The 24,322-nt window shown below is 31.6% G+C and carries 29 protein-coding genes; 7 read left to right on the top strand and 22 right to left on the bottom strand.

What is annotated here, in order from left to right; translation table 11 throughout:
- Positions 1 to 16 precede the first annotated feature (16 nt).
- The 11 genes from ACJ6WR_RS12005 to ACJ6WR_RS11955 form a co-directional block, all read right to left on the bottom strand.
- Entirely contained in the window at positions 17 to 175 is a 159-nt protein-coding gene (locus ACJ6WR_RS12005) for a hypothetical protein (RefSeq protein ID WP_165572106.1), read from the bottom strand.
- A gap of 39 nt (positions 176 to 214) precedes the next feature.
- A complete protein-coding gene (locus ACJ6WR_RS12000) occupies positions 215 to 373 on the bottom strand; it encodes a hypothetical protein (protein ID WP_165572105.1) in 159 nt (52 codons plus the stop codon).
- 89 nt (positions 374 to 462) lie between these two features.
- Complete coding sequence (locus tag ACJ6WR_RS11995; RefSeq protein WP_165572104.1) at positions 463 to 624, bottom strand: hypothetical protein; 162 nt, start codon at positions 622 to 624, stop codon at positions 463 to 465.
- A gap of 51 nt (positions 625 to 675) precedes the next feature.
- Positions 676 to 822: a hypothetical protein gene (locus ACJ6WR_RS11990; RefSeq protein ID WP_409415373.1), complete on the bottom strand. Its 147-nt coding sequence runs from the start codon at positions 820 to 822 to the stop codon at positions 676 to 678.
- Between the two features lie 129 nt (positions 823 to 951).
- Positions 952 to 1,137: a hypothetical protein gene (locus ACJ6WR_RS11985; RefSeq protein ID WP_409415372.1), complete on the bottom strand. Its 186-nt coding sequence runs from the start codon at positions 1,135 to 1,137 to the stop codon at positions 952 to 954.
- A 57-nt stretch (positions 1,138 to 1,194) separates the two neighbouring features.
- On the bottom strand, positions 1,195 to 1,365 hold the full coding sequence (locus ACJ6WR_RS11980) for a hypothetical protein (RefSeq protein ID WP_409415371.1): 171 nt from the start codon (positions 1,363 to 1,365) through the stop codon (positions 1,195 to 1,197).
- Between the two features lie 72 nt (positions 1,366 to 1,437).
- On the bottom strand, positions 1,438 to 1,605 hold the full coding sequence (locus tag ACJ6WR_RS11975; RefSeq protein ID WP_165572102.1) for a hypothetical protein: 168 nt from the start codon (positions 1,603 to 1,605) through the stop codon (positions 1,438 to 1,440).
- A gap of 110 nt (positions 1,606 to 1,715) precedes the next feature.
- The gene (locus tag ACJ6WR_RS11970) at positions 1,716 to 1,892 is read right to left on the bottom strand and encodes a hypothetical protein (protein ID WP_165572101.1); all 177 of its coding nucleotides are present in this window, start codon (positions 1,890 to 1,892) and stop codon (positions 1,716 to 1,718) included.
- Positions 1,893 to 1,971: 79 nt separating this feature from the next.
- Positions 1,972 to 2,175 (bottom strand): hypothetical protein, encoded by a 204-nt coding sequence (locus ACJ6WR_RS11965; RefSeq protein ID WP_035621991.1) that lies wholly within the window; start codon positions 2,173 to 2,175, stop codon positions 1,972 to 1,974.
- A gap of 122 nt (positions 2,176 to 2,297) precedes the next feature.
- The gene (locus ACJ6WR_RS11960; protein ID WP_086895272.1) at positions 2,298 to 2,486 is read right to left on the bottom strand and encodes a hypothetical protein; all 189 of its coding nucleotides are present in this window, start codon (positions 2,484 to 2,486) and stop codon (positions 2,298 to 2,300) included.
- 607 nt (positions 2,487 to 3,093) lie between these two features.
- Positions 3,094 to 4,659, bottom strand: coding sequence for a vitamin K epoxide reductase family protein (locus ACJ6WR_RS11955; protein ID WP_409415370.1), 1,566 nt, complete (start codon positions 4,657 to 4,659; stop codon positions 3,094 to 3,096).
- Between the two features lie 252 nt (positions 4,660 to 4,911).
- Between ACJ6WR_RS11955 and ACJ6WR_RS11950 the strand changes: the two genes are divergently transcribed.
- Complete coding sequence (locus tag ACJ6WR_RS11950) at positions 4,912 to 5,082, top strand: hypothetical protein (RefSeq protein WP_165572099.1); 171 nt, start codon at positions 4,912 to 4,914, stop codon at positions 5,080 to 5,082.
- A 33-nt stretch (positions 5,083 to 5,115) separates the two neighbouring features.
- Here ACJ6WR_RS11950 and ACJ6WR_RS11945 read toward each other — a convergent pair whose 3' ends face one another.
- Positions 5,116 to 6,873 carry a helix-turn-helix domain-containing protein gene (locus tag ACJ6WR_RS11945; RefSeq protein WP_409415369.1) on the bottom strand — a complete coding sequence of 586 codons (1,758 nt, stop codon included), beginning with the start codon at positions 6,871 to 6,873 and terminating at the stop codon, positions 5,116 to 5,118.
- Positions 6,874 to 7,069: 196 nt separating this feature from the next.
- Here ACJ6WR_RS11945 and ACJ6WR_RS11940 point away from each other — a divergent pair, with 196 nt between their 5' ends.
- From ACJ6WR_RS11940 to ACJ6WR_RS11930, 3 genes are all read left to right on the top strand, one after another.
- Positions 7,070 to 8,248: an acyl-CoA dehydrogenase family protein gene (locus ACJ6WR_RS11940; RefSeq protein WP_039113784.1), complete on the top strand. Its 1,179-nt coding sequence runs from the start codon at positions 7,070 to 7,072 to the stop codon at positions 8,246 to 8,248.
- Between the two features lie 87 nt (positions 8,249 to 8,335).
- A complete protein-coding gene (locus ACJ6WR_RS11935) occupies positions 8,336 to 9,118 on the top strand; it encodes a DUF3050 domain-containing protein (RefSeq protein ID WP_039113783.1) in 783 nt (260 codons plus the stop codon).
- A gap of 65 nt (positions 9,119 to 9,183) precedes the next feature.
- Positions 9,184 to 9,927 carry an SGNH/GDSL hydrolase family protein gene (locus ACJ6WR_RS11930; protein WP_409415368.1) on the top strand — a complete coding sequence of 248 codons (744 nt, stop codon included), beginning with the start codon at positions 9,184 to 9,186 and terminating at the stop codon, positions 9,925 to 9,927.
- Positions 9,928 to 9,964: 37 nt separating this feature from the next.
- Here the strand turns inward: ACJ6WR_RS11930 and ACJ6WR_RS11925 are convergent, their stop codons facing one another.
- The 4 genes from ACJ6WR_RS11925 to ACJ6WR_RS11910 all read right to left on the bottom strand — a co-directional run bounded on the left by ACJ6WR_RS11925 (position 9,965) and on the right by ACJ6WR_RS11910 (position 12,687).
- Positions 9,965 to 10,282, bottom strand: coding sequence for a 2Fe-2S iron-sulfur cluster-binding protein (locus tag ACJ6WR_RS11925; RefSeq protein WP_039116982.1), 318 nt, complete (start codon positions 10,280 to 10,282; stop codon positions 9,965 to 9,967).
- A 71-nt stretch (positions 10,283 to 10,353) separates the two neighbouring features.
- Complete coding sequence (locus ACJ6WR_RS11920; protein ID WP_409415367.1) at positions 10,354 to 10,827, bottom strand: hypothetical protein; 474 nt, start codon at positions 10,825 to 10,827, stop codon at positions 10,354 to 10,356.
- Positions 10,828 to 11,141: 314 nt separating this feature from the next.
- On the bottom strand, positions 11,142 to 11,381 hold the full coding sequence (locus ACJ6WR_RS11915) for a NifU family protein (protein WP_039113776.1): 240 nt from the start codon (positions 11,379 to 11,381) through the stop codon (positions 11,142 to 11,144).
- Between the two features lie 175 nt (positions 11,382 to 11,556).
- On the bottom strand, positions 11,557 to 12,687 hold the full coding sequence (locus ACJ6WR_RS11910) for an Mrp/NBP35 family ATP-binding protein (RefSeq protein ID WP_039113774.1): 1,131 nt from the start codon (positions 12,685 to 12,687) through the stop codon (positions 11,557 to 11,559).
- A gap of 425 nt (positions 12,688 to 13,112) precedes the next feature.
- Between ACJ6WR_RS11910 and ACJ6WR_RS11905 the strand changes: the two genes are divergently transcribed.
- On the top strand, positions 13,113 to 14,720 hold the full coding sequence (locus tag ACJ6WR_RS11905) for a murein L,D-transpeptidase (protein ID WP_409415366.1): 1,608 nt from the start codon (positions 13,113 to 13,115) through the stop codon (positions 14,718 to 14,720).
- A gap of 91 nt (positions 14,721 to 14,811) precedes the next feature.
- On the opposite strand, the gene ACJ6WR_RS11900 is transcribed toward ACJ6WR_RS11905, so the two are convergent.
- The 3 genes from ACJ6WR_RS11900 to ACJ6WR_RS11890 all read right to left on the bottom strand — a co-directional run bounded on the left by ACJ6WR_RS11900 (position 14,812) and on the right by ACJ6WR_RS11890 (position 19,462).
- Entirely contained in the window at positions 14,812 to 17,241 is a 2,430-nt protein-coding gene (locus tag ACJ6WR_RS11900; protein WP_409415365.1) for an ABC transporter permease, read from the bottom strand.
- 120 nt (positions 17,242 to 17,361) lie between these two features.
- A complete protein-coding gene (locus ACJ6WR_RS11895) occupies positions 17,362 to 18,063 on the bottom strand; it encodes an ABC transporter ATP-binding protein (protein WP_323490239.1) in 702 nt (233 codons plus the stop codon).
- Between the two features lie 154 nt (positions 18,064 to 18,217).
- Positions 18,218 to 19,462 carry an efflux RND transporter periplasmic adaptor subunit gene (locus ACJ6WR_RS11890; RefSeq protein WP_039116985.1) on the bottom strand — a complete coding sequence of 415 codons (1,245 nt, stop codon included), beginning with the start codon at positions 19,460 to 19,462 and terminating at the stop codon, positions 18,218 to 18,220.
- A 159-nt stretch (positions 19,463 to 19,621) separates the two neighbouring features.
- Here ACJ6WR_RS11890 and ACJ6WR_RS11885 point away from each other — a divergent pair, with 159 nt between their 5' ends.
- Together ACJ6WR_RS11885 and ACJ6WR_RS11880 are read left to right on the top strand one after the other, a co-directional pair.
- Positions 19,622 to 20,971, top strand: a complete 1,350-nt coding sequence (locus ACJ6WR_RS11885) for a sigma-54-dependent transcriptional regulator (RefSeq protein ID WP_409415364.1) — start codon at positions 19,622 to 19,624, stop codon at positions 20,969 to 20,971.
- Complete coding sequence (locus ACJ6WR_RS11880) at positions 20,971 to 22,296, top strand: sensor histidine kinase (RefSeq protein WP_409415363.1); 1,326 nt, start codon at positions 20,971 to 20,973, stop codon at positions 22,294 to 22,296. The genes ACJ6WR_RS11885 and ACJ6WR_RS11880 overlap by 1 nt, the downstream gene beginning before the upstream one ends.
- Before the next feature lie 52 nt (positions 22,297 to 22,348).
- On the opposite strand, the gene ACJ6WR_RS11875 is transcribed toward ACJ6WR_RS11880, so the two are convergent.
- From ACJ6WR_RS11875 to trmB, 3 genes are read right to left on the bottom strand one after another with little or no spacing between them, the layout of a single operon-like run.
- Entirely contained in the window at positions 22,349 to 22,675 is a 327-nt protein-coding gene (locus ACJ6WR_RS11875; protein ID WP_409415362.1) for an MGMT family protein, read from the bottom strand.
- A 21-nt stretch (positions 22,676 to 22,696) separates the two neighbouring features.
- Entirely contained in the window at positions 22,697 to 23,332 is a 636-nt protein-coding gene (locus ACJ6WR_RS11870) for a LysE family transporter (protein WP_409415361.1), read from the bottom strand.
- Between the two features lie 51 nt (positions 23,333 to 23,383).
- Positions 23,384 to 24,061 (bottom strand): tRNA (guanosine(46)-N7)-methyltransferase TrmB, encoded by a 678-nt coding sequence (trmB, locus tag ACJ6WR_RS11865; protein ID WP_039113764.1) that lies wholly within the window; start codon positions 24,059 to 24,061, stop codon positions 23,384 to 23,386.
- Positions 24,062 to 24,322 lie beyond the last annotated feature (261 nt).

The following is a 24,322-nucleotide window of genomic DNA, read 5'->3' as shown; positions in this document are numbered from 1 at the left end:
GATTAAATAAACTTAATTAGCAAGGCATACAACGCCATACCCATTTTCCATTTTCTAATAAACGTTCTGCACAGAAACCCTCGTCACAAAGTGGCGCACCACCTCCTGTAATTACTTTTTGCTCATTTTTAGTTATTTTTTGAGCGCCTTCCAAGTTTAAAATGTTTTTTAACATGATATTATATTTTAAATTAAAGTGATTAAATAAACTTAATTAGCATGGTAAACAATCCCATACCCATTTTCCATCTTCCAATGAACGTCTTGCACAAAAACCTGCTTCACAATATGGAGCACTACCAGCACTAATCTTTTTTTGCTCATTTTTTTCAATTTTCTGAGCACCTTCTAGATTTAAAATGTTTTTTAACATGATATATGGATTAAAAATTAAAAAATACCCCAGTCATCTTATGATTCTCGGGGCTCAATACTACTAATTTGTCAATTGAGCAAAATCAATTAACTACTATAACATTGAAGCGGAATATTTGCTTTAAAAACACATATACATCCTACTTCTGGACAACAAAGAATAACACAGTCGCCTCCTCCATTAATGCTTTTTTGCTCGCTATTAGTTAGTTTTTGAGCACCTTCTAATTTTAAAATGTTCTTTAACATAATATGGTTTTTTGAATTTGTTAATATTATTAATTGATAGAAATCAATTAACTATAGCATACAAGCTGTTCCTTTAGGAACACATGAACACCCTGTCTCTGGACAACAAAGGACAACACATGCACCACCATTAATACTTTTTTGCTCGTTATTAGTTAATTTTTGAGCACCTTCTAATTTTAAAATTGATTTTAACATAATTTGGTTTTTTTGAATTTGTTAATACCTCAATCATTTCAAGACACTTGAGGATTATGTCCTTTTATATAAAATTGTATTATAAAACTTGAGCAGAATATTCTTCTTATCTAACTATAAATAAAAAGATTATTGATAGCAACAACCTCCTGAAGAAATAGGATACAATTCAGGACATGGCTTACCACCTTTAAATATGGCTTCTCCACTAGCGATAGCATTAGCACACTCTTCAGTAATACCTCCATTAATACTTTTTTGCTCATTATTTGTCAATTCTTGAGCACCTTCTAATTTTAAAATGTTTTTTAACATAATTGATATTTTTAAAATTTAATTATTACTCTGAAACCTATCTGGAGACTTATAAAACTATCCTTTTATTAATTTACAATCTCCAACACCGTCAATTTCTCGACCAACACAAACTGTGTCACCTGGGCAATAGCCATCAACACCACAACGCAATCCGCCTTTAACAACTTTTTGTTCGTTTTTAGACAATTCTTGAGCACCTTCCAAGTTTAAAATATTCTTTAACATGATATATTTTTTTGAATTTGTTACTACCTCAATAACTTTAAGACACTCGAAGTTTTATGTCCAAACTATTATCTAAGTTAACATACATGGCGTTCCTGCTGGAGCACATGCACATATACCATCTGGACAACAAATAAGGATATCAATACCATTACATACTATCCCTGAACCGTTAATAGATTTTTGTTCTTTTGCTGTAAGTTGTTGAGCGCCTTCTAATTTTAAAATATTCTTTAACATAATATGTTTTTTTTGATTTTGTTACTACTTCAAAATTTTTAAGACACTTGAAGTTCGTGTCTATATTTTAGAGCATTTCTACTTCTTAATCCTATTAAGCCATTAGCACATTAACACTCTACATAACTAGATGGTCTGCACATACCTGAAAACCTACAATCTGTCACGCATTTACTAGTACCTGGACAATATCCATCAACACCACAGGCTAATCCGCCTTTAATGATTTTTTGCTCACTTCTGGTTAATTGCTGAGCACCTTCAAGTTTTAAAATTTTCTTTAACATAATTGGGGGATTTTTAATTTTGTTAATACTTCAATCATTTTAAGACACTCGAAGTTTTATGTCTAATTACTTAACAGAATTAAATACATTGATCAGATACTTTTCTGCAAGGCCCACCTTCATAATATTGACATGTTCCATTCGGGCAAAATCTACCTTCAGGTGGAATCCAAGATCCTTTAATTTCTTTTTGCTGTTTTTTTGTCAACTCTTCTGCGCCTTTTAGGCTTAAAATGCTTTTTAACATAATACGGTTTTTTGAATTTGTTAATACTTCAATCATTTTAAGACACTTGAAGCTTATGTCTATTCATACTAAAAATCGATTTTAAACTTGAGCTTCGATTTTTATATACTTTTATTTTATTAATTAGGTAAAGTCCTAAATGAGTTTACGGTTTTGTTTTAATCTGCAAAACAACAACCACCTCCGGCTAAAGGATATTGTGGAGGGCACGGAGCCGATCCTTTTAATATTGCGTATCCAGCAGCCAATGCTTTAGCACAAACTTCGGTAACACCACCATTAATACTTTTTTGCTCTTTTTGCGTTAACACTTGAGCACCTTCTAATTTTAAAATTTTACTTAACATAATATGGTTTTTTGGTTTTATTAATCTTAAATTGAGCTATTAGTAAACTAACACTCAATGTAACTGTTTGGCCTACAAATCTCATCAAACCTACAATCAGATACACATTTACTTCCTGTTGGACACCATCCACCTTGATCACAAGCTCTTCCACCTTGGATAGTTTTTTGCTCACTTCTTGTTAATTCCTGAGCACCTTCTAGCTTTAAAATTTTCTTTAACATAATTGGGAAATTTTAATTTGGTTATTACTCCAATCATTTTAAGACACTTGAAGCTTATGTCTATAGATTTAAAGACAACAAAATCTTACTATTCTCAAATAATATATTAGCAAAGCTTCTCAACGTAACTATTCGGTCTACACACGCCTACTGGCTTACAATCGAACACACATTTAGTGCTACCTGAACATACGCCAGTAGGACTACATTCAATATTAATTCCTCCATCAATAGTTTTTTGCTCGCTTCTTGTTAATTCCTGAGCACCTTCAAGCTTTAAAATTTTCTTTAACATAATTGGGGAATTTTAAATTGGTTATTACTCCAATCATTTTAAGACACTTGAAGCTTATGTCTACTCTTGCAAGAATTTTATAAATGCTTTACATATAGACAAGAGAGTCTCTCTCTAACGTTTCATTACTTTCTAAAATATCATTAATAAAATATTTTAGTTCGCTTAATTCGTACTCGGTAGGGTATAGCTTATTGTTAACAATTTTAACTGGAGTGTAATTAAATCCGTTTTGTGAGCACCAATCATATTGCTGCTGGATTTGTAAATTAACCTTCATAGAAATAGAATCAACTTTCCATTTTTCCTGCCATACTTCTAATGTCATTTTTTTAATATGCCAGTCAGATATTGCTTCTACAATGTTTTCAGGATTAGTATCATTAATCATCAACATTCTTTCTACGACAATTTTATAAGGGTTTTGATTGTTATCTGGATTGATATTGAACAATACATTCAAAGATATTTTTTCGGGAAATTTCCAAACTAACTCAAATGCTTCCTCAAATGCTTTATGACAATGTCCACAACTTGGGCTTATGATAATAGAAAGCTTGACAGCAGCAGCAGTATTTCCAAAATGCAATCCTGCCAATTTATCAAACCCTTCTTGTGCAGTAACATCTTTAGATAAGAATTCAAAAAGAGTATAGTTTCTTCTGAACTTGGTTAAGTTCTTCACAGAACTTTCTGCTTTTAATTTATCCTCAATAACTGGTTTTATAGTAAACCATAACGAAGAAATAAGAATCAAAGAGAATAAATACTGAAAAAGGCTAGCCAACGTAATGCTTAACTTTAATTCAGATTCAAAAGCCCAACCTATTCCTTGAACTATCATTAAAAAAGAAATAACCAAACACAATACACACCATTTTTTTATCTGGAATTTCTGAACCCAAATAGAATAGACAATGATTGGTATAGCTGCCAGACTAAGCAATCCTACAAGATTAGAATTTGCTGGCCCTATTAACATTGCAAGAACTGCTGTAACGAAGAAAATTAATGGTAAATCCGAAAAACCAAACCACTTATTAACATCTACATTATCTGATTTAATAACTGATTCGCATGAAGTATTTGGATTGATATTACAAAACTTAGACACCATTTGGTTATCTATACCTAACTTTTCCTGAATTATGAAAACACTTACTATTAATCCCAATAAAGAGGTGACTAAAAAAGCATAATCGAATATCTTATAATCGTTATAAAAACTAGATAAGACAATTAACGCCAAAAACAAAATACCATACTTAAGCCATTTTGGATTTTCACTTAAAACTTCTTCTTCCTGAGCTTCATTAGGCTCAATTGCAAGTACAACCCCACTCCAGTCTTTGGAGAAATCATCAACTGATAAAGTAACCTTCTTACTTTTTTCAGTCTCAATTGTAATTGAAGATTCTGTTTTTTGAACCAAAACTAAATCCTGATTATAAATTGCCAGGAAAGATTCAGGCAATTCAGCCAATTGTTCTTTTGGGACTTTTATTACAATATTCTCTATTGATAATGTATTCAATGAATCTGTAATAGCAAATAGACTTGGATAATTAGGATGAGAAAGGAATAACTCTTCGAACTCCTTTTTAGCATTTAAATAATTGTTTAAGTCAAGGTACTTGTTAACTAATTTAATCATAGGGACAATCTTAATTATTATGGAAAGGATTATCACAAATATTGACAATCTTTCACATAAAAAAAGTTAATTTTTTGGATTTTTAAAAAAAATGAATATATAATTTATAAATAGTTTAGTTCTTTTTTATATCACAAAGCGTTATTTATCAGGTAATTAAAAAAAACAACCAGTAAAAATATATTTCAAAATCACAATCCAAATTATCGGTATTCCTTTTCTATAATTTTGGCATTCTAACAAATACAACTTATGAAAAAGACCTCGTTAACGCTCGAAGATTTTAAAAAAAATGAGCTCCCGAAAAAACATTACAAAATGATTATGGGAGGAGATGAACCAATAATAGATCCTAATACAGATCCTAAAATTATAGCAAATATTATCCCGCCAGGAACTGTGAGGCCACCTGGTCAGACTTAGTAGAGAAATAAATTAGAAACTACAGCTTTACCCTCAGAATTCTGTAGTTTCTAATTTTTTAGTAAACTGAGTTGGAGTTACTCCTGTTCTTTTGCTAAAGGATTTTGTAAAAGAAACAGCATTTTTAAAACCCACACTCTCGGCAAGCGCCTGAGTTGAGTACTTACGATATTTTGAATTCGTTATTAATTCATTAATCACGTAATTAATCTTTAATTCATTAGAGTATTCGCTAAAAGTTTTACCAAATCTTTTATTTACAACATATGACAAATAACTGGTATTTGTTTTAATTTTCTTAGCTACAGATTGTTGAGTAAAATCTGAATTTAGATAGTAATGCTTCTTTTCTAATTGCTTTAATTTTTCGAATATTTCTTCTTCCTTCTCTAAGTCTAAATTCATTTTAACAGCCATTTTAGGCACACTGTCTACTACAACCACTTCTTCATTTACTGTTTCTGGAATTGCATTATTTAAAGCTAATCTTTGTTTATACTCTTCAATTAAAGTATTCACTTTCTTATCCGTTTCTCTTTTTTTCTTAATGCTTTTTACATACAAAACAACCAAAACCACAACCAGCCCAACAAGAATAAAAACCATCAAATTCCAAAATCTAATTTTATTCTGATTTTTAGACTGAAGATCTTCCATCTCTTTTTTGACATTCACATTACCCAATCGAAAATTAACTTCTAAAGCTTCATTATCTATTTTTGACTGAATTGTCTCGAACTTATCAAAGTATTTTTCAGAATATTTTAATGCCTCTTGAGGTTCATTTTTGATGGTATAAATCTTGGCTAAATAATAATTAGAGTTAATATAATACAGATCATCAACCTTGGTAATATTATATATAGAATCTACTTTTTTAAAAAAATACAATGACTTATCATATTCTTTTGTTTTAAAGAACAAACTTCCCAAATTGTAACTAGCAGAAAATAACTCGGGAAGCAATTTATTCTCTTCACTAAACAACAAAACATCATAATATATTTTTTCGGCATTAGCCAAATCATTCTTCATATAATAAATATTCCCTAAACTCATTTTAGAATTTAGTTTTGTATTTAAATAATTATTAGAATATAAAATTGCTTTTGTATAGTAATGTTTTGCAGAATCTAAAAGTTTAGGATTAGAATAGTTTTTCCCGTAAGCTTTCTCAAAGGCTCGTCCTAAATTAAAATTAATATTACTCTTATAATTGGTAAATTTCTCTTCAGAAAACGAGTATTTTATTCTATCCGTTATTTTATTTGACTCTTGCAGAGATAAAATTGCCGATTTATAATTACCTACTTCTATATTAATTAAAGAAATATTCATATAGAATTTCACCATTCTAATCTGGTCATTCTCCTTCTTAACAATGGTTAATCCTTTTTCGAATTTATCGAAAGCTGCAGTTAGATTATTTTTTCTCCAATCGATAAGTCCACCATAATTTAACAGATCAGCATGTAGTATTCTTTTTTCTTTTGAATTTTTTACTTTCTCTAAAAAACTAAAAGCCTGATCATAAAACATTTTTGCTTTAATACTATCATCTTTAAGCTGATATAAATATGCTTTTGCACCACAAGCAAACGTTTTATGCAAATAATCTCTCGATTGCTCCATTTTGTTTACAAAAATAAAAGCGCTATCTACATTAGAATTTGTACACACTCTTATTTTATCTTGTAATAGAACATACTCTTTATCGCTTAATTGCGAATTTTTCTGAGAGAAAACAGTACTTGCAATAAAAAAAAATAGGAGGCATTTAACAAATTTCATTAACGATATAGTTTTGAATTATCCCAAATTTAGTTCATTAATACCAATAAGCAAACAATAATTTGCAATAGAAATCTTAACATTATCACAATTTAATTCTGATTATTATTTTTAAATCAATAAAAATTATAACAATTTACTTTTGTTTTGTTATATCTATATTGTGTAAATTTGTTCTAGAAAAAAAACATAAATTATGAAACCAGACCTATTTCAAGCACCAGATTATTATAACCTAGACGACTTATTAAGCGACGAGCACAAACTCGTTAGAGATTCTGCCCGAGCATGGGTAAAAAGAGAAGTTTCTCCTATTATTGAAGAGTATGCTCAAAAAGCAGAATTCCCAAAACAAATCATAAAAGGCTTAGGAGAAATAGGTGGTTTTGGCCCTTATATACCTGTTGAATACGGCGGAGCTGGATTAGATCAAATTTCTTACGGTTTAATCATGCAAGAAATCGAACGTGGAGATTCAGGAGTTCGCTCTACATCATCTGTTCAATCTTCATTAGTAATGTACCCAATATGGAAATACGGAAATGAAGAACAAAGAATGAAATATTTACCTAAGCTTGCTACTGGTGAGTTTATTGGATGTTTTGGTTTAACTGAACCAAATCATGGTTCTGACCCAGGTAGTATGATTACCAACTTTAAAGACATGGGAGATCATTACTTATTGAATGGAGCAAAAATGTGGATTTCGAATGCACCATTTGCTGACATTGCAGTAGTTTGGGCAAAAAACGAAGAAGGAAGAATACACGGTTTAATCGTAGAGCGCGGTATGGAAGGCTTTACAACTCCAGAAACTCATAATAAATGGTCGCTTCGTGCATCATCTACAGGAGAATTGATTTTTGATAATGTAAAAATTCCTAAAGAAAATTTATTACCTAACAAATCTGGATTAGGAGCACCACTTGGTTGTTTAGATTCTGCTCGTTACGGAATCGCTTGGGGTGCAATTGGCGCTGCAATGGATTGTTACGATACAGCTTTAAGATATGCAAAAGAGAGAATTCAGTTTGACAAACCTATTGCAGGAACTCAATTACAACAAAAAAAATTGGCCGAAATGATTACCGAAATCACCAAAGCACAATTATTAACCTGGCGTTTAGGAGTTTTAAGAAACGAAGGAAGAGCAACAACTGCTCAAATTTCGATGGCAAAAAGAAACAATGTCGATATGGCAATCAACATTGCTCGTGAAGCCAGACAAATATTAGGCGGAATGGGAATTACTGGTGAATACTCTATCATGCGCCACATGATGAACCTTGAAAGTGTAATCACTTATGAAGGAACTCACGATATTCATTTATTAATTACAGGAATGGATATTACTGGAATTCCAGCTTTTAAATAGAAATCATCTATTAAAATATTTATAAAAACGATTTAAAAGCTTCTTGTTACCAAGAAGCTTTTTTATATTTGCAAAAAAAATACCACCATGAATATTGAAACTATAAACAATAGCATTCAACCTCAGAAAGACCTTTTATTACAACACCCCCTATATAAAAAAATCCAAAACATCGATGATTTGCATTGCTTCCTGGAAAGCCATGTTTACGCCGTTTGGGATTTTATGTCTTTACTAAAAGCTTTACAAGCAAAACTTACCTGTACAACTACACCGTGGTTTGCTAGTAAAAACCCAGAGACTAGATATTTAATTAACGAAATTGTACTAGCCGAAGAAACGGATTTAAGTATTGATGGTCGTCGCCAAAGTCATTACGAAATGTATCTTGAGGCAATGGAAGATTGTGGAGCAAGCACAAAAAACATTCAAGGTTTTTTAAACGAAGTAAACTCTTTACAAAACATTTTTGTTGCAATAAAACAAAGCCAATTACACCCAAACATTAAAGCTTTTCTGGATTTTACTTTTAGAGTAATCGAAGAAGGAAAACCACATGAAATTGCAGCAGCTTTTACTTTTGGAAGAGAAGATTTGATTCCGAATATGTTTACTGCGATATTGAAAAATTTTCAAGAAAACTTACCTGATACAGATTTAAGAAAACTGATATATTATTTTGAACGTCATATCGAACTAGATGCAGATGAGCATGGTCCTATGGCAATGAAAATGATTACCGATTTATGCGAAGACGACGCACAAAAATGGTCTGATGTTCAAGAAATTTCCATTCTGGCTTTAGAAAAAAGAATTGGATTATGGGATGCTATCGAAGAAGAAATCAGCATAAAAATAGAAATGGTATAAAAACCAATATTCTATTATTAACGTAAGTATTATTAGGGAGATTACTAATGCCTTAATTATATATTATGAAAAGTAAATTCAAAATAATACTTACATTTTTATTCGCAATTTCTACGATTAGTTGTAGTTCGGAAAATGAAACAAATGTACCAACTAAAACTATTGTTCCCCCAGTTACAATTACCCCTCCTCTTACTGCAAAAACGATAAACTACCTAGCTCTTGGCGATAGTTACACTATTGGACAAAGCGTATGCGAAACTTGCCGTTTTCCAGAGCAATTAAGACGCAACTTATCTAGCACCTATCCTGCAACCTCATTTTCGCTAAAAATCATCGCAAAAACAGGCTGGACAACATCTAACCTATTGTCAGCGATAAAAGCCGAAAATCCAGATTCTAATTATGACTTAGTGACATTGCTAATAGGAGTCAATAATCAATTTCAGAATGCACCTTTCTCCTTATACGAAAATGAATTCCCGCAATTGGTAAACAATGCAATTTCTTTAGCAAAAGGAAAAAAATCAAATGTTATTGTAGTTTCCATACCAGACTATGCCTATACTCCTTTTGGTCAATCGGCTGTATACAATAGTAAAACAATTTCATCAGAAATAGATAAATACAATGCTTTTGCAGAAAACTATTGCAAAGCAAATAATATCGAATTTATTACAATAACCGACATCACACGACAAGGATTATCGAATCCGAGTTTGGTTGCACAAGACGGATTACATCCATCAGAATCAGCATATTCTTTGTTTGTACAGCGAATTTTACCAAAAGTGAAGTTTCAAGAATAAAAAAAAGCGAGAAAAATTTCTCGCTTTATACTTTATATTAATATTCTGGAGCTAATTCCAGTTCTAAACCTTCTAAACCTTCTGTGATAGGAATCTGACATCCTAAACGACTATTAGACTTAACATAAAACGCCTCCGAAAGCATTGCTTCTTCTTCGTCTCCCATTTCTGGTAACTCAACATCATTTAGCACGTAACACTGACAAGAAGCACACATTGCCATTCCGCCACAAGTTCCTTCTACAGGAAGCTCATAAGCTTTACACAACTCCATTACATTCATTGCCATATCAGTTGGAGCTTGTAGTTCATGAACAACTCCCTCTCTATCTTTAATCTTTATTAATACATCCATTTTTAACTTATCGGAATTTTGATTATTAACGCATTTTCAGATAGCAAAAATACATTATCTTTTACAAAATACTAATTGCTAGGTTTAAAACTAAATGCATATTCTTTTAAATTATCCTTTAAGTGCATTTTTAAGCCTATAATATTTCCTTTATCTAATATAGTAACTACTGCAATAACTGAATAATAATCATTCCCATTCTGAAAGATTAATGTTCCTTCATAAGTTGAATTCACAATACCTTGCTTATCTGTAGTGGTTTTAATTTTTCTTGGATGGGAAAACTCAGCTGTTGCGTAACTTTGTCTGTTTGAGAATTTGGCTCTTCCTTCTGAAAAATCATACAAAAAATCATAATTTGCAATTCTCAGACTTCCCTCTTCAGGTGTCGGTGAAATAATAATCTGACCTGTAAATTTAAAATCTGACCATTCTTCGAATTCATTCACCCATGCTTTATCAACATATAGATTATCTGTAGCCTGCTGACCATAGGTGACAGAAGTAAAAAGCAACAAAACAATTAGCTTGTAAAAATTATTCATAAATGTAAGGTTTGAGGTTATATGGCAAATTTAAGTTAAATTTATATTAAATACCATTGCAAAACCCCTAATTCTTAACACTTTTTTTTGTCAAAATTACTTTATTAAGTTATTTTTCTGAATATTTGCTAATTTTAACACTATTTTCTTATTAATAAATTTAAATTCAAAAACAAAACAAGCGCATTTTTAACAATACAACATTCAGCATCCAAATTATCTAAACAAATACTAAAAAATTTTAATTAGCATTAGTAATAATTTTGTTTAATTCACAAAAAACAAATATTTTTCACCATAGCAAATCGCTATAATTACATAATGTTTACCACAGTTTCGATCTGCGGTGCAAACTTTTTAATTGTAGTTTCAACTCCTGCTTTAAGTGTCATTTGATTTACACTACAACTTGTACACGCTCCTTCAAGGCGAACCTTAACGTGTTTATCATCTTCTATAGAAACTAATGTTATATCACCTCCGTCTGAATTCAGAAACGGTCTGATTTCATCTAGCGCTTTTAAAACATTGCTTGTTAATTCTTCTGTTGTCATAATTTTTATATTCAATTAGAGAATGTGTCGATTAGAGAATGTGTCAATTAGATAATTAGATAATTAAAGACTGTACAGATTGAAGCATAAATGCTTCGTTTTTACACAAACTACAATTATCTAATTATCTAATTTCCTAATTATCTAATTTGAATCATTATCTCAATTATCTAATTTATTTTTTCTTTACTGCAGAACATCCTGCCATTGTTGTAATTTTTATTGCTTCGGTAGCAGGCAAACTTTCGTTACGACTTACTACTTCCTGTACTACGTTTCTAGTGATTTCTTCAAAAACAGTTTCGATTGCCGATGCTGTTTGTAAAGCTGCCGGACGACCATAATCTCCTGCTTCACGAATAGACTGTACAATTGGAACTTCTCCTAAAAACGGAACTCCTAAATCTTCGGCTAAGTTCTTAGCACCTTCTTTTCCAAAGATATAATATTTATTATCAGGCAATTCTTCAGGTGTAAAGTACGCCATATTTTCTATAATTCCTAAAACTGGTACATTGATGTTATCTTGCATAAACATCGAAACTCCTTTTTTAGCATCAGCCAAAGCTACTGCCTGTGGAGTACTTACTACAACTGCTCCAGTTATAGGAAGTGACTGCATGATTGAAAGATGAATATCTCCTGTTCCTGGAGGTAAATCAATTAACATGAAATCTAATTCTCCCCAATCAGCATCAAAAATCATTTGATTCAAAGCTTTAGAAGCCATTGGTCCTCTCCAGATTACTGCCTGACTTGGCGCTGTAAAAAATCCTATAGAAAGTATTTTAACTTCATAACTTTCAATAGGTTTCATTTTTGACTTTCCGTCAACTAATATCGAAACAGGTTTTTCTGCTTCTACATCAAACATAATTGGCATAGATGGCCCATAAATATCGGCATCTAAAACTCCAACTGCAAAACCCATTTTAGCTAATGTAACAGCTAAGTTTGCTGTAACAGTCGATTTACCAACTCCTCCTTTTCCAGAAGCTACAGCAATAATATTTTTAATTCCTGGAATTGCACGACCTTTAATTTCGTTTTTCTCCGGAGTTTCAACTTTAATGTTTACTTTAATTTTAGCTTCAGGAGAAACTAACTCAAGTATTGTTTTTTTAATATCGTCTTCAGCACGTTTTTTTATGTGCATTGCAGGAGTATGTAAAACTAAATCTACAACAACTTCATCACCAAAAGTAATAACGTTTGCTACTGCTCCACTTTCAACCATATTCTTACCTTCACCAGCTATAGTAATCGTTTCTAAAGCTTTAAGGATTTCTTTTCTGTCTAATTTCATTTTAACTTTACTATTTTCTATTGACAATAATCGCTTCAAAAACTATATTAATTTAAACCGATTTTAGATTACAAAGATAACTGATTAAGTTAAGATTCAAACTCTTTTAAATTGTATTTATTGATATTGAGATTACTCAAAATGATTCTAACTATTAACATTCGCTTTTTAGACACAAAAACACAAACAATATTTTTGTCCCGATTACAATCTTAAAATACTTTTTCAATTAAAATATACGAGTTTTGAGATGTTTTTTTAGGATAATACACCATAAGTATCAATAATACTAACTATATTTGAGTACCTAAAACTTATACTTCCTACTACGCAAATAGAACTTAAAAACTTGGTTTTAAGAAAATTATAAATATTTTTTATATGTTTTTGAATCGAATTCTATTTTTAAATCTAAATCTAAAAATATGCGGAATTTTACTTTATCATCTGTAATCATTGTTATTAGTTTTTTATTGGTTTCTTTTAAATCTTCATCTAAAGAAATCGATGCAAAAAACAAAACAATCGCTTTAGAGAACATTTTTGTATCCAAAACCTCTATTGCCCCTGAGTTAATTAATGAGTTTTACAAGAAATATCCAAAATTAAAAAAATACCAAAGTGACGTTTTAGATCTTTACAAAAAGAAAGAATATAATTCAATTTGGTATGATGACAAGAACATTACCGAATTTGGATTCTTATTGTATCATAAAGTACAATTATTAAATGACCGTGATGGCATCAAAGCTACGATGCCTTATATGGACTTGGTAAATGATGTTTTTAATGAAAATGTATCCAATAAACTACCTCAGATAGACACAGAACTTTTATTATCTAATATGTATGTCTTTTATGCAAGCAATGTCTATTCTGGTGTTGACCCTGCAACTTTAAAAAAGATTGGTTGGTTCTTACCTGCCAAAAGTGTTTCGTACACAAAAATACTAGATTCTCTAATGGTTGATCCCGGCCGATTAAATAAAGACGAGAACCTTTTATTTGCACAATATTACAAGCTTAAGGCGGTTTTAAAAAAATACCGAACAATCGAAAAAAACAATTTATGGACAAAAATAGATATCGATAGCGCCAATTTCAAAGATATAAGACCGCTTGATAGTGGTACTGTTATAAAACAAATTAGAGAGCGTTTATTTGTAGTTGGAGATTTAGCACAAAATTCTAATAGAGAAGTCTATGATCAAGAGATGATGGACGCCGTTTTAAAGTATAAAAAAAGATATGGTCTTAAATTAAATTATGCATTGACTCTAGAGCACATCAATCAAATGAATGAGCCTATTGCTAAAAGAATCAAAACCATAATGCTAAACATGGAACGTTGTCGATGGATCCCTACAGATTTAGTGCAGGCGAGTGAATACATAATGGTGAATATCCCATCTTTCAAGTTAGTTTATGTTAAAAATGGTAAATACGAATTAGTATCAGATGTTTTTGTGGGAACACGTATGACCGAAACAGTAATTTTTAGTGGTAATATGGACAGAATTGTATTTAGCCCATACTGGTATGTTCCGCAGAGCATCATTAAAAACGAATTAAAATCTGAAATAGCCAGAGATAAAAACTATTTGGCTGATCATAATATGGAATGGAACGGAGGCAACGTAAGACAAAAACCCGGACCTCAAAACTCTCTAGGATTAGTTAAGTTTATGTTTCCAAACCCCAATGATATCTATTTGCACGATACTCCAGCCAAAAGTTTGTTTGAATTTGAAAAACGTACTTTTAGTCACGGCTGTATAAACGTAAAAGAAGCTAAAGGGCTGGCACTTGCAATTTTAAAAGACGATCCTGACTGGCCAGTTGATAAAATAGATAAAGCAATGAGTGGTGAAAAAGAAACGCCTTGTAAATTAAAAACCAAAATCCCAATCTATATTGGCTATTTTACTGCTTGGGTAAACGAAGATGGAGAGATTGGTTTTTATCCAGATGTATATGACAGAGATCAAAAACTAGATAAATTACTTTATTCAGATGCTATCGCTGAGCAATAAAAAAAAAGGTTCTATATAAAAAAGACCCGACTAGCTAATCGCTTGTCGGGTCTGGAACCAAAACTCAATTTTAATTAATTGCTCAGATTAATTATTCGTATTTAAGATATTTAAGAATATCGATTTTTGTTACTTGATATGCTTTTGCCAAAACAATTACCAAAGTTAAGAAAAGTAACACAAACAATGCAACAATAAATGGCAAGACTGGTACATCTATCCTAAAGGCAAAATTCTCCAGCCATTTGTTAAGCAAAATATAAGCTGGAAAAATTCCGATTACAAAGCCTAGCAAACAAAATCCAACATATTGTTTCGACAATTCTTTAAGTAAAGCGTCTGTTTCTGCACCAAGTGTTTTTCTAATAGCAATTTCTTTTAATCTTCTTTCCATCGAAAATGATGCTAATGCAAACAATCCAAAAATAGCAATTACAATCACAACAATATTAAGTACAAAAAACAAATTCTTCTGTTTTACCTGTTCTCTATATGTTTTTGCAAAACTTTTATCTACAAATTCATAAGAAAAAGGAAAATCAGCATTGATGTTCTTTTTCCAATATGCTTCTAACTTCGGAATAGTTGTGGCAAGATCTTTCGGGTTTACCTTTACAAACACGTTATTAAAATTATTCCATTTCAATGTTTTAATACTAATAAAAATCATTGGCGGAACCTTGTTTTGTAATCCTGTAATATGAAAATCTTTTACTACACCTACAATTTTAAATTTCATATTCCCTTTTTCATTCCCCCAACCTGAACTGATTATTGTATTTATCGGATTTTTAAGATTTAACATCTTAGCACAAGTTTCATTTATCAACCAGTTACTTACCGTATCCGATGCATATTTAGGCGATAAATCACGCCCTTGAACAATTTTAATTTTCATCATTTCAAGAAAACCAAAATCCATATCAACATTACGAGGCTGTACAAAAACTCCTTTGTGTGTAAAGCCTGAACTAGAATTAGTCCCGTTACCAAAAGAACCTGCAAAAGTCGAAACGTTCTGAACGCCTTCTATTTTTAGTAATTCTTGTTTTGTTGTAAAATACTTTTCTAATCTTTTTTCACGATTTTTATGATTAAAAGAAATCTTAAGAACCTGATCTCCGCTAAAACCTAAGTCTTTATTCATCATGTAATTCACTTGAGAATACACAATCAGCGCACCAATAATAAAAAATGCCGCAATGGTAAACTGAAAAATCAACATCGAATTTCGTATCCAGATTCCGCTTTTACTTCTCGAAAAATTCCCCTTTAAAACCTTCAGCGTTTCGAAATTAGCGATATAAACTGCAGGAAATATTCCGGCAAGAACAATTACAATAACAAAAATAATAATGATTTGTAGGTAAAACTCAGTCCCATTCATAGTTAAGTTTTTATCTAAAAACTCATTATAAAAAGGCAAAGAAAGCTCTACGATTGCCAATGCAAAAAGAATAGCCAGAACAACAATTATTGCTGTTTCTAATATAAACTGAGACACAATTTGCGATTTATTGGCACCTACAATCTTACGCACACCAACTTCTTTAGCTCTCTTAATTGCCGATGCTGTTGCCAGATTAATGTAGTTTACCAAAGACAAAGCAAGAATAAGAATAGATAATCCTACCATAATGTACAACAACTGTAAATTTCCTTTTCCTTCAGGATAACTACTTCCTGCGGTGGATTTTGTACCATGAAGTCTTCCTAATTTTAACTGATCTAAGATAACTTCCGTTTCTCCATTTTCTTTAATGTACTCTTCAACAGTTTGCCCACTTCCTTTAGCATCTTTCAGCGTTCTATTTACAAAATTCACATTTTGCATTTTCTTTAAAACACTTGCTGCGTCTGCTCCTTTTTTTAGTTTTACAAACAATCCATAATTAAAGTTCCCCCAACTACCCTCATCATTTTCCTTTAAAAGTCCACCAAAAACATAATTAGGCTCAATAGACGATGGCTTGATAACTTTATAAACCGCTTTAATGATATACGATTTATCATCATTTGTAATGGTTTTACCAATAGGATCTTCATTTTTAAAAATCTTTTTAGCCTCATCTTCAGATATGGCCGCACTATTTTTCTCTTTCAGAATATCTTTTTTAGCTCCTTTAACAATTGGAAATGGAAAGGATTCAAAAAAATCACCTTCAGCAACTAATATTTTTTTACCCACCCATTTTTGACCGTCAGACTTAATCACATCATCATAATACCAACTATCAATATAACAGATAGATTCTATTTCAGGAATTGTAGCTTTACATGTCTTTGCAAAAGGAATAGAACTCGAAGCCCAGATATCTCCTGTTGCACCTATTTTATTAAGAACCTGATACACATTCTCTTTTTCGGGATTCCACTGATCATAAGAGTTCTCATTGTTCCAATATAAAATCGCAAAAATAACTCCTGCAATTCCTATGCTTAATCCTAAGACATTTAAAAACGAAAACAGTTTGTTTTGTTTTAAATGGTAAATAAATATTTTTATCCAGTTAAGTATCATTATCTTAATTTTTTAATTATAATTTGGTTTGGTTAGTTTGAGTACTATTTTATAAAAAAAGTGTTTTACAAAACTCTACTATCTCTATAATTACTATTGTTATCAAATTTATCATGATTCCTATACTTTAAAAACATCTACATTTCTTTGATTTAATCTTTCCGAAAAAATTACCCCATCTTTCATATGAATTGTTCTTTGCGAAAAAGATGCGTCGTAATCCGAATGCGTTACCATAAGTATCGTTGCCCCTTTGGCATGCAAATCGGTTAAAAGTTCCATAACCTCATTTCCGTTTTTACTATCTAAATTTCCAGTTGGCTCATCCGCCAAAATAATTTTTGGATCATTAACCAACGCTCTTGCTACGGCAACACGTTGTTGTTGTCCTCCAGAAAGCTGTTGCGGAAAATGTTTTAATCGATGAGAAATATTAAGTTTTTCGGCAATTGCCTCCACTTTCTGCTTTCTATCAGATGCCTTTACATTATTATAAATTAATGGCAACTCTATATTATCATAAACAGAAAGCTCATCGATAAGATTGAAATTTTGAAAAATAAAACCGATATTTTCTTTACGAACATTCGCTCTGCCTTTTTCCTTAAGACCAATCATTTCGTTATCCAGTAACTTATAACTCCCACCACTGGCGCTATCTAAAAGCCCGATTATATTAAGCAAAGTAGATTTACCACAACCAGAAGGCCCCATTATAGTTAAAAAATCTCCTTTTTTTATTTTCAAATTAATACCACTTAATGCTGCAGTTTCTACTTCTTCTGTTCTAAAAACTCTAGTTAAATCTTGTATTGTTATCATATTTTTAAATATTAATTGTGTTGTTGATTGTGTTGTTGATTGTGATTTTTTGATTGATGATTTTTTGATTGATGATTGAAACATTATTCTTTTGTGAAATGTGAATTGTAAAACGTAAACTAAAAACTGTTACTATTACTGTTACTGAACACTATTACTTACTGCTAATCGATAATTCCTCCACATCTTTATAATCTAAATAAGAAGATGTTATTACCGATTCTCCTTCTTTTAATCCTCCAAGAACCTCATAATAAGCAGGATTTTCTCTTCCCAATTTAATTACTCTTTTCTCTGCTTTATTTCCGTTTACAACAAAAATCCATTTTCCGGCTGTTTCCTGATTAAAGGCTCCTTTAGATAAAACAAGGATTTTATTTCTTTCAGATAAAATTAATTTCACACCAAAACTTAATCCGTCTTGCAAAACTATTTTTTCTTTTGGATCAAAATTCAATTCAATAGAAAAACGACCACCTTTTACCTCAGGAATTACTTTGGTTACAAGCACATTTAGAATTTTTCCCTGATATTCTATTTCTCCTTTTAAACCTTCGCGCATTTTCTCCAAATAAAACTCATCTACTTCCGCCATTAATTTATAACCTTGTTTAGAATCTATTCTCCCTATGCTTTCTCCCGCCTGAAAAGTTTTTCCTAAAACGGGTTGAAAAGAAGTAAGTCTTCCCGATTCTGGTGCAGTTATCAAAAAGTTTTTCTTGTTGTTTCTCAAAATATCCAAACTCATTTCCATGGTCTGAATCGAACGATTAATTTGTGAAATTTGCAATTGATTCGTTTGCTTCTCCTTCTGGATACTTTGTTGAATTGTTTTTCTTCGTTCATCCTGAAAACGCAAACTCTCTTTAAATGTATTCCAATCATTTCTTGAGATTACATCCTTTTCATATAATTTTGAGTTCATATCATACAATCTTTTTGCATCATTATAATCGTGTTCTATTGCAACTAAATCTTTAGTCAAGTTCAACTCTTGATTTCTAATATTCAGTTTACCCGTATTTAGATTATTTATCTGTTCGATAATTGCTGTTTCCTGTGTAAGATAATTAAGTTCCGTATTCGGATTGTACAATCTTGCCAAAGGTTGCCCTTTTACAACTGTAGCTCCGTTCTCAACAAAAATCTCTTTAACCGAACCTCCTTCGGTTACGTTAACCAACATCACATTAAGAGGTTCTACTTTAGCCTGAAAAACCATAAAATCTTCAAAAAAAGCCATCTCAACTTTCTTTACGATTAATTCGTCTCCCTTTACATTCAGACTTCTTTTTTTATTGAAAGAAAAAAATACTACAATTGCCAAAGCTAAAAAAGCTACTATTCCTATTGTCAGATACCTAATTTTTTTACTTTTACGAGGAATTACTTTATCCATGAGTTCTAATAATTTACTGATAACCAATAGGTAAATATTGTGCCAAAAGAATTATAATTCATAAAGCATTGATTTATATAGCAGTTTCAAAACCACCAAAAAAAAGTAGTGTTCGATAATGAACAGTTGACCGTTCACAATCGAACAAAAAAATAGCTCATGCGAAAAAAACAAGCCAATATACTAGTTGTTGATGATCAGGAAGAAATTCTTTTTTCGGTAAAAATGATTCTGAAAAAACATTTCGAATCAATTTTTACCACAAACGATCCAAAAAAAATCATCTCGCTCTTGTCCGAAAACCCCATTGATGTTGTTTTATTAGACATGAATTATCGCATTGGTTTTGAAGACGGACGTGAAGGAATACATTGGCTCAAAGAAATCAAAACGTTATCTCCACAAACAATTGTTATTTTAATGACTGCTTTTGGTAAAATAGAAACTGCTGTAGAAGGCATAAAAATTGGCGCTTTTGATTATGTTCTCAAACCTTGGAACAATGAAAAATTACTAGCAACAATAGACAATGCTGTTGAAGAAAGCCGAAAAAAATCTAAAAAGGTAATTACAAAACCCGAAGAAAAGAAATATTTCACTGGAACTTCAGCCAAAATAAAACAAGCTTATTCTATTGCCGAAAAGGTTGCCAAAACTGATGCTAACGTACTTATTTTAGGAGAAAACGGAACTGGTAAATTTGTCTTCGCACAACATATTCATCAAAACTCACAACGAAAAGACAAACCTTTTGTACATGTTGATTTAGGTTCCTTAAGTGATAATTTATTCGAAAGTGAGTTATTTGGCTATGCCAAAGGTGCCTTTACCGATGCTAAAACTGATACTCCGGGACGTTTTGAAGCTGCTGCCAGCGGAACTATTTTTCTGGACGAAATTGGGAATATTCCGTTGCATTTACAATCGAAACTATTACATGTTTTACAAACAAAATCGGTAACACGCTTAGGCGAAAGCAAAGCAAGACCACTAAACGTAAGGATAATTTCCGCCACAAATAGTGATATAAAAGCCGAAGTAAGAAACAAAACATTCCGCGAAGATTTGCTATACCGAATCAACACTATGGAAATCACTTTACCATCTTTACGAGAACGAAAAGACGATATTGTACCAATGGCTGAGTTCCTCCTTAACGAAATTGGAGAAAAATACAATCAAACCGATTTAACTTTCGATAGCAATGTTGCCAAACATCTGGAAAAATATCCTTGGAAAGGTAACGTTCGCGAAATGGAAAATAAGATCGAAAGAGCTTTAATCCTATCCGAAAACAACACCATTACTATAACTGATCTCGATATTCTGGATTTTGAAGATTTCCAGATTAATGACGAAAATCCTTTATCAGAAATAGAAAAGAGCGCCGTAGAGAAATCTTTACTTAAAAACAACGGAAACATCAGCAAAACAGCCGAAGAATTAGGATTATCAAGAGCTTCTTTATACAGAAGAATTGAAAAATACGGTTTAAAAAATATCGAATAATGAAAAACTGGAAATTTTATAACGCCTTATTTTTACGTGTTTTTATTGTCATAATAATTCTTTTTTCTTCATTATATCTTGCGCAAAAGGGATTATACTATAATAGCATTTTAGTAGCTGCTGTAGTTATTATTGCTTTGGCTGAAATGTATTTTTTCATCAAAAGTAAAATGAGTTTTTACGACAAAACCATTCTCTCTATTCTTCAAAATGATTACTCGACCAACTTTCCTGAAGAACAAAGAAAAGGCAGTTTTAAAAATCTCTCGCTTTTGTATGATACATTAAAAGAAAAGCAACAAGAACAAACATCCAAAGAGTTAATTTATCGCTCTATTTTAAACAATATCGACACTGCTATTTTAATTCTGGAAAAAGACAATAACAATTGGAATATATTCCTAATGAATGATTGTTTCTCTAGCACATTTGCGGTTCCTAAGGTAAGCCATTGGAATTATCTTAAAAATTACCTTCCGTCACTTTGCGAAGAAATTGAGAATACTCAATTTAGCGAATTAAAAACGGCTATTGATGTCAAAATCGAGCAACAGGATTTACAAACTTTCATGCTTCAGACTTCATTAACAAAATCATTAAACAAAGAATATTTCATCATTTTACTAGATAGTATTCAGCGTGTAATTGATAAAAAAGAAAAAGAAGCCTGGATTACTTTAATGAAAATAATTTCGCATGAGCTGATGAATTCCCTGACGCCAATTCGTTCGCTTTCGCAAAATTTACTTCAAATAATAGATCAGGAAAAATTGGAAGAAGATGATTTTGATGATATAAAAAGTAGCATTTCGACTATTATAAACCGAAGCGACCATTTGCAAATTTTTGTAGAAAACTACCGAAAACTAGCCATGCTTCCTACTCCAGATAAAAAACCTGTATCGATTAATACTCTTTTTGAAGATTGCTTAAAGATTATGACGCCAATCTTAAAAGAACAAGGTATTGAACTAATAAACAACATTAATAGTTCGCGTTCTATCCTAATTGATAAAAGCCAAATAGAACAGGTTATCATCAACTTGATTACCAATAGTATTTTTGCATTGAAAGAAAAACAGGAAAAGAGAATATACTTATCGACATTGACCGAAAACAATCGTTTTTTTATCACAATTTCTGACACAGGAAAAGGAATTGAACCTGAAATAAGAGATAAAATATTCCTTCCTTTTTTCACAACCCGAAAAGAAGGTGCGGGAATCGGACTTACGCTTTCTAAGAATATTATCGAGGCTCATGGAGGTTATTTAAGCTACCAAACCGATGAAAACAGAACTAATTTTGTTATTTGCCTGATTTAAGTTTGTCGTTTTATCTTTGTCAAAGTTCGAACTTTGACAAAGATTACAGAATCTATAATTCTATTTCTGGTTGCCAAAAATGCTTTTCGAAATCTACAACCTGATTGTCTCTAACCTCTATTCCTTCGTTTTCGAGTAATTGTTGCATTAAGTTTGTACCGTCAAAATGATGCTTACCGCTAAGTAAACCTTTTCTGTTTACCACACGATGTGCAGGAACATCATCCATATTATGGCACGCATTCATTGCCCAACCAACCATTCTTGCCGAACGTGCCGTACCCAATGCTTTTGCAATAGCGCCATACGAGGTAACTTTCCCGTACGGAATCTGTCTTGCAATCACGTAAACCCTTTCGAAAAAATTATCTTCTGCCATGGCTTTATTTTCAAGTAAAAATTAAGCGAAATAATATCGTATGATATTAAAAAGTGTGATTATCGAAATTACTCCTGTAATACTTCCGATAATGACATTCATGTTCTTGAGTATGTAATCTGTTTTCTGTTCTATCTTCTGAAAAAAAGCGATATAACAGTAAAAAACTGTAAACGATCCCAAAACTGATCCTGTTACAAACACGGATATAAAATGGTTTTCGAATAAAAATAATTTATAGGAAGCCAGCGTAACACTGACAAAAACGTAATATGGGATTGGAAAAAAATTAAGTGCAGAAAGTAGCATTCCTAAAAAGAAACGGCTTTTCTTGCTCTGATTTTTAATCTTGTTTTTTTTCTTTTTTGGCTCTTTTGCAATCCACAGAAAGTAAACCGTTAAGACTGCAAAAATTCCAAAACCAATTTCTCGCAATAAAATCACAACATCTGGTCGCTGATCAATAATCCTTGCCGACAAAATCGCCAAATATACCTGACAGAATATAATAAGTACTGCTCCGGCAACAAACCATAACGCATTCTTTTTCCCTTCTTTTAAGTTCACTTTGGCTGCCGTCATGTTGATTAATCCTGGCGGAATAATACCAATAAAAGCCGTAATAAAGCCTAAAAGCAAAGGAATAATAAATGTCATGCGCTGCGAATCATGTATTAAAGAATGGGGAAACTGGAATTAAAGAGAAAACTACGCTTTAATTTTAAAACGAATATACGTAATTGCCTTATTAATTTCTAAATATTGTTTCTCGTAAAATGTCTGAAAAGCAGTAACCTCTTCCGGGCTTCCTTCATTTACATACACATTATGATTGGCATATAAAACCTCATGGCCTTCTCCGTGCAACAATCCTAGTGTATAACCGTGCATAAATTCGCTATCAGTCTTTAAGTTTACAACACCATCTTTCTTAAGGATTTTTTTATACAACTGTAAAAATTCCGAATTGGTCATACGGTGTTTAGTACGTTTGTATTTTATTTGCGGATCTGGAAAAGTAATCCAGATTTCATCTACTTCATTCTCAGCAAAAATATGGTTGATTAATTCGATTTGAGTACGAATAAAAGCAACATTATGTAAACCTGTTTCAACAGCAGTTTTGGCACCTCGCCAAAAACGAGCCCCTTTAATATCGATTCCAATAAAGTTTTTATTTGGATATCTTTCTGCCAATCCTACAGAATACTCTCCTTTTCCACAACCTAGTTCAAGTACCAACGGATTATCATTCTTAAAGAAGTCTTTATTCCATTTCCCTTTATGCGGAAATAAATCGCCTACAACTTCTTCTCTCGTTGGTTGAAAAACGTTATCAAATGTTTCGTTTTCCTTGAATCTCTTTAGTTTATTTTTACTTCCCACTTTTTTACAAATATTTCGGCAAAATTAAGGAATATATACGAATGAATGGCATCGGATTTCAAAAATGAAAAAATCCACCTCTAATAGCTTTTTTCTACCTAAATATTGAGTGTGGTTTTCTGTATAAATGAGGACTAAATTTATCTCTACAGATTATTTTTTTGCCACAGATTACACAAATTAACACTAATTTTAAAGCTTTGTGTCCTTTGCGTAAATCCTTGCGATCTTTGCGGTTAATTTTTCTACCACAAATTACTC

Origin of the sequence: Flavobacterium sp. PS2 (assembly GCF_046250155.1) — a bacterium.
Lineage (GTDB): Bacteria > Bacteroidota > Bacteroidia > Flavobacteriales > Flavobacteriaceae > Flavobacterium.
This window is presented reverse-complemented; position numbering and strand designations above follow the sequence as displayed.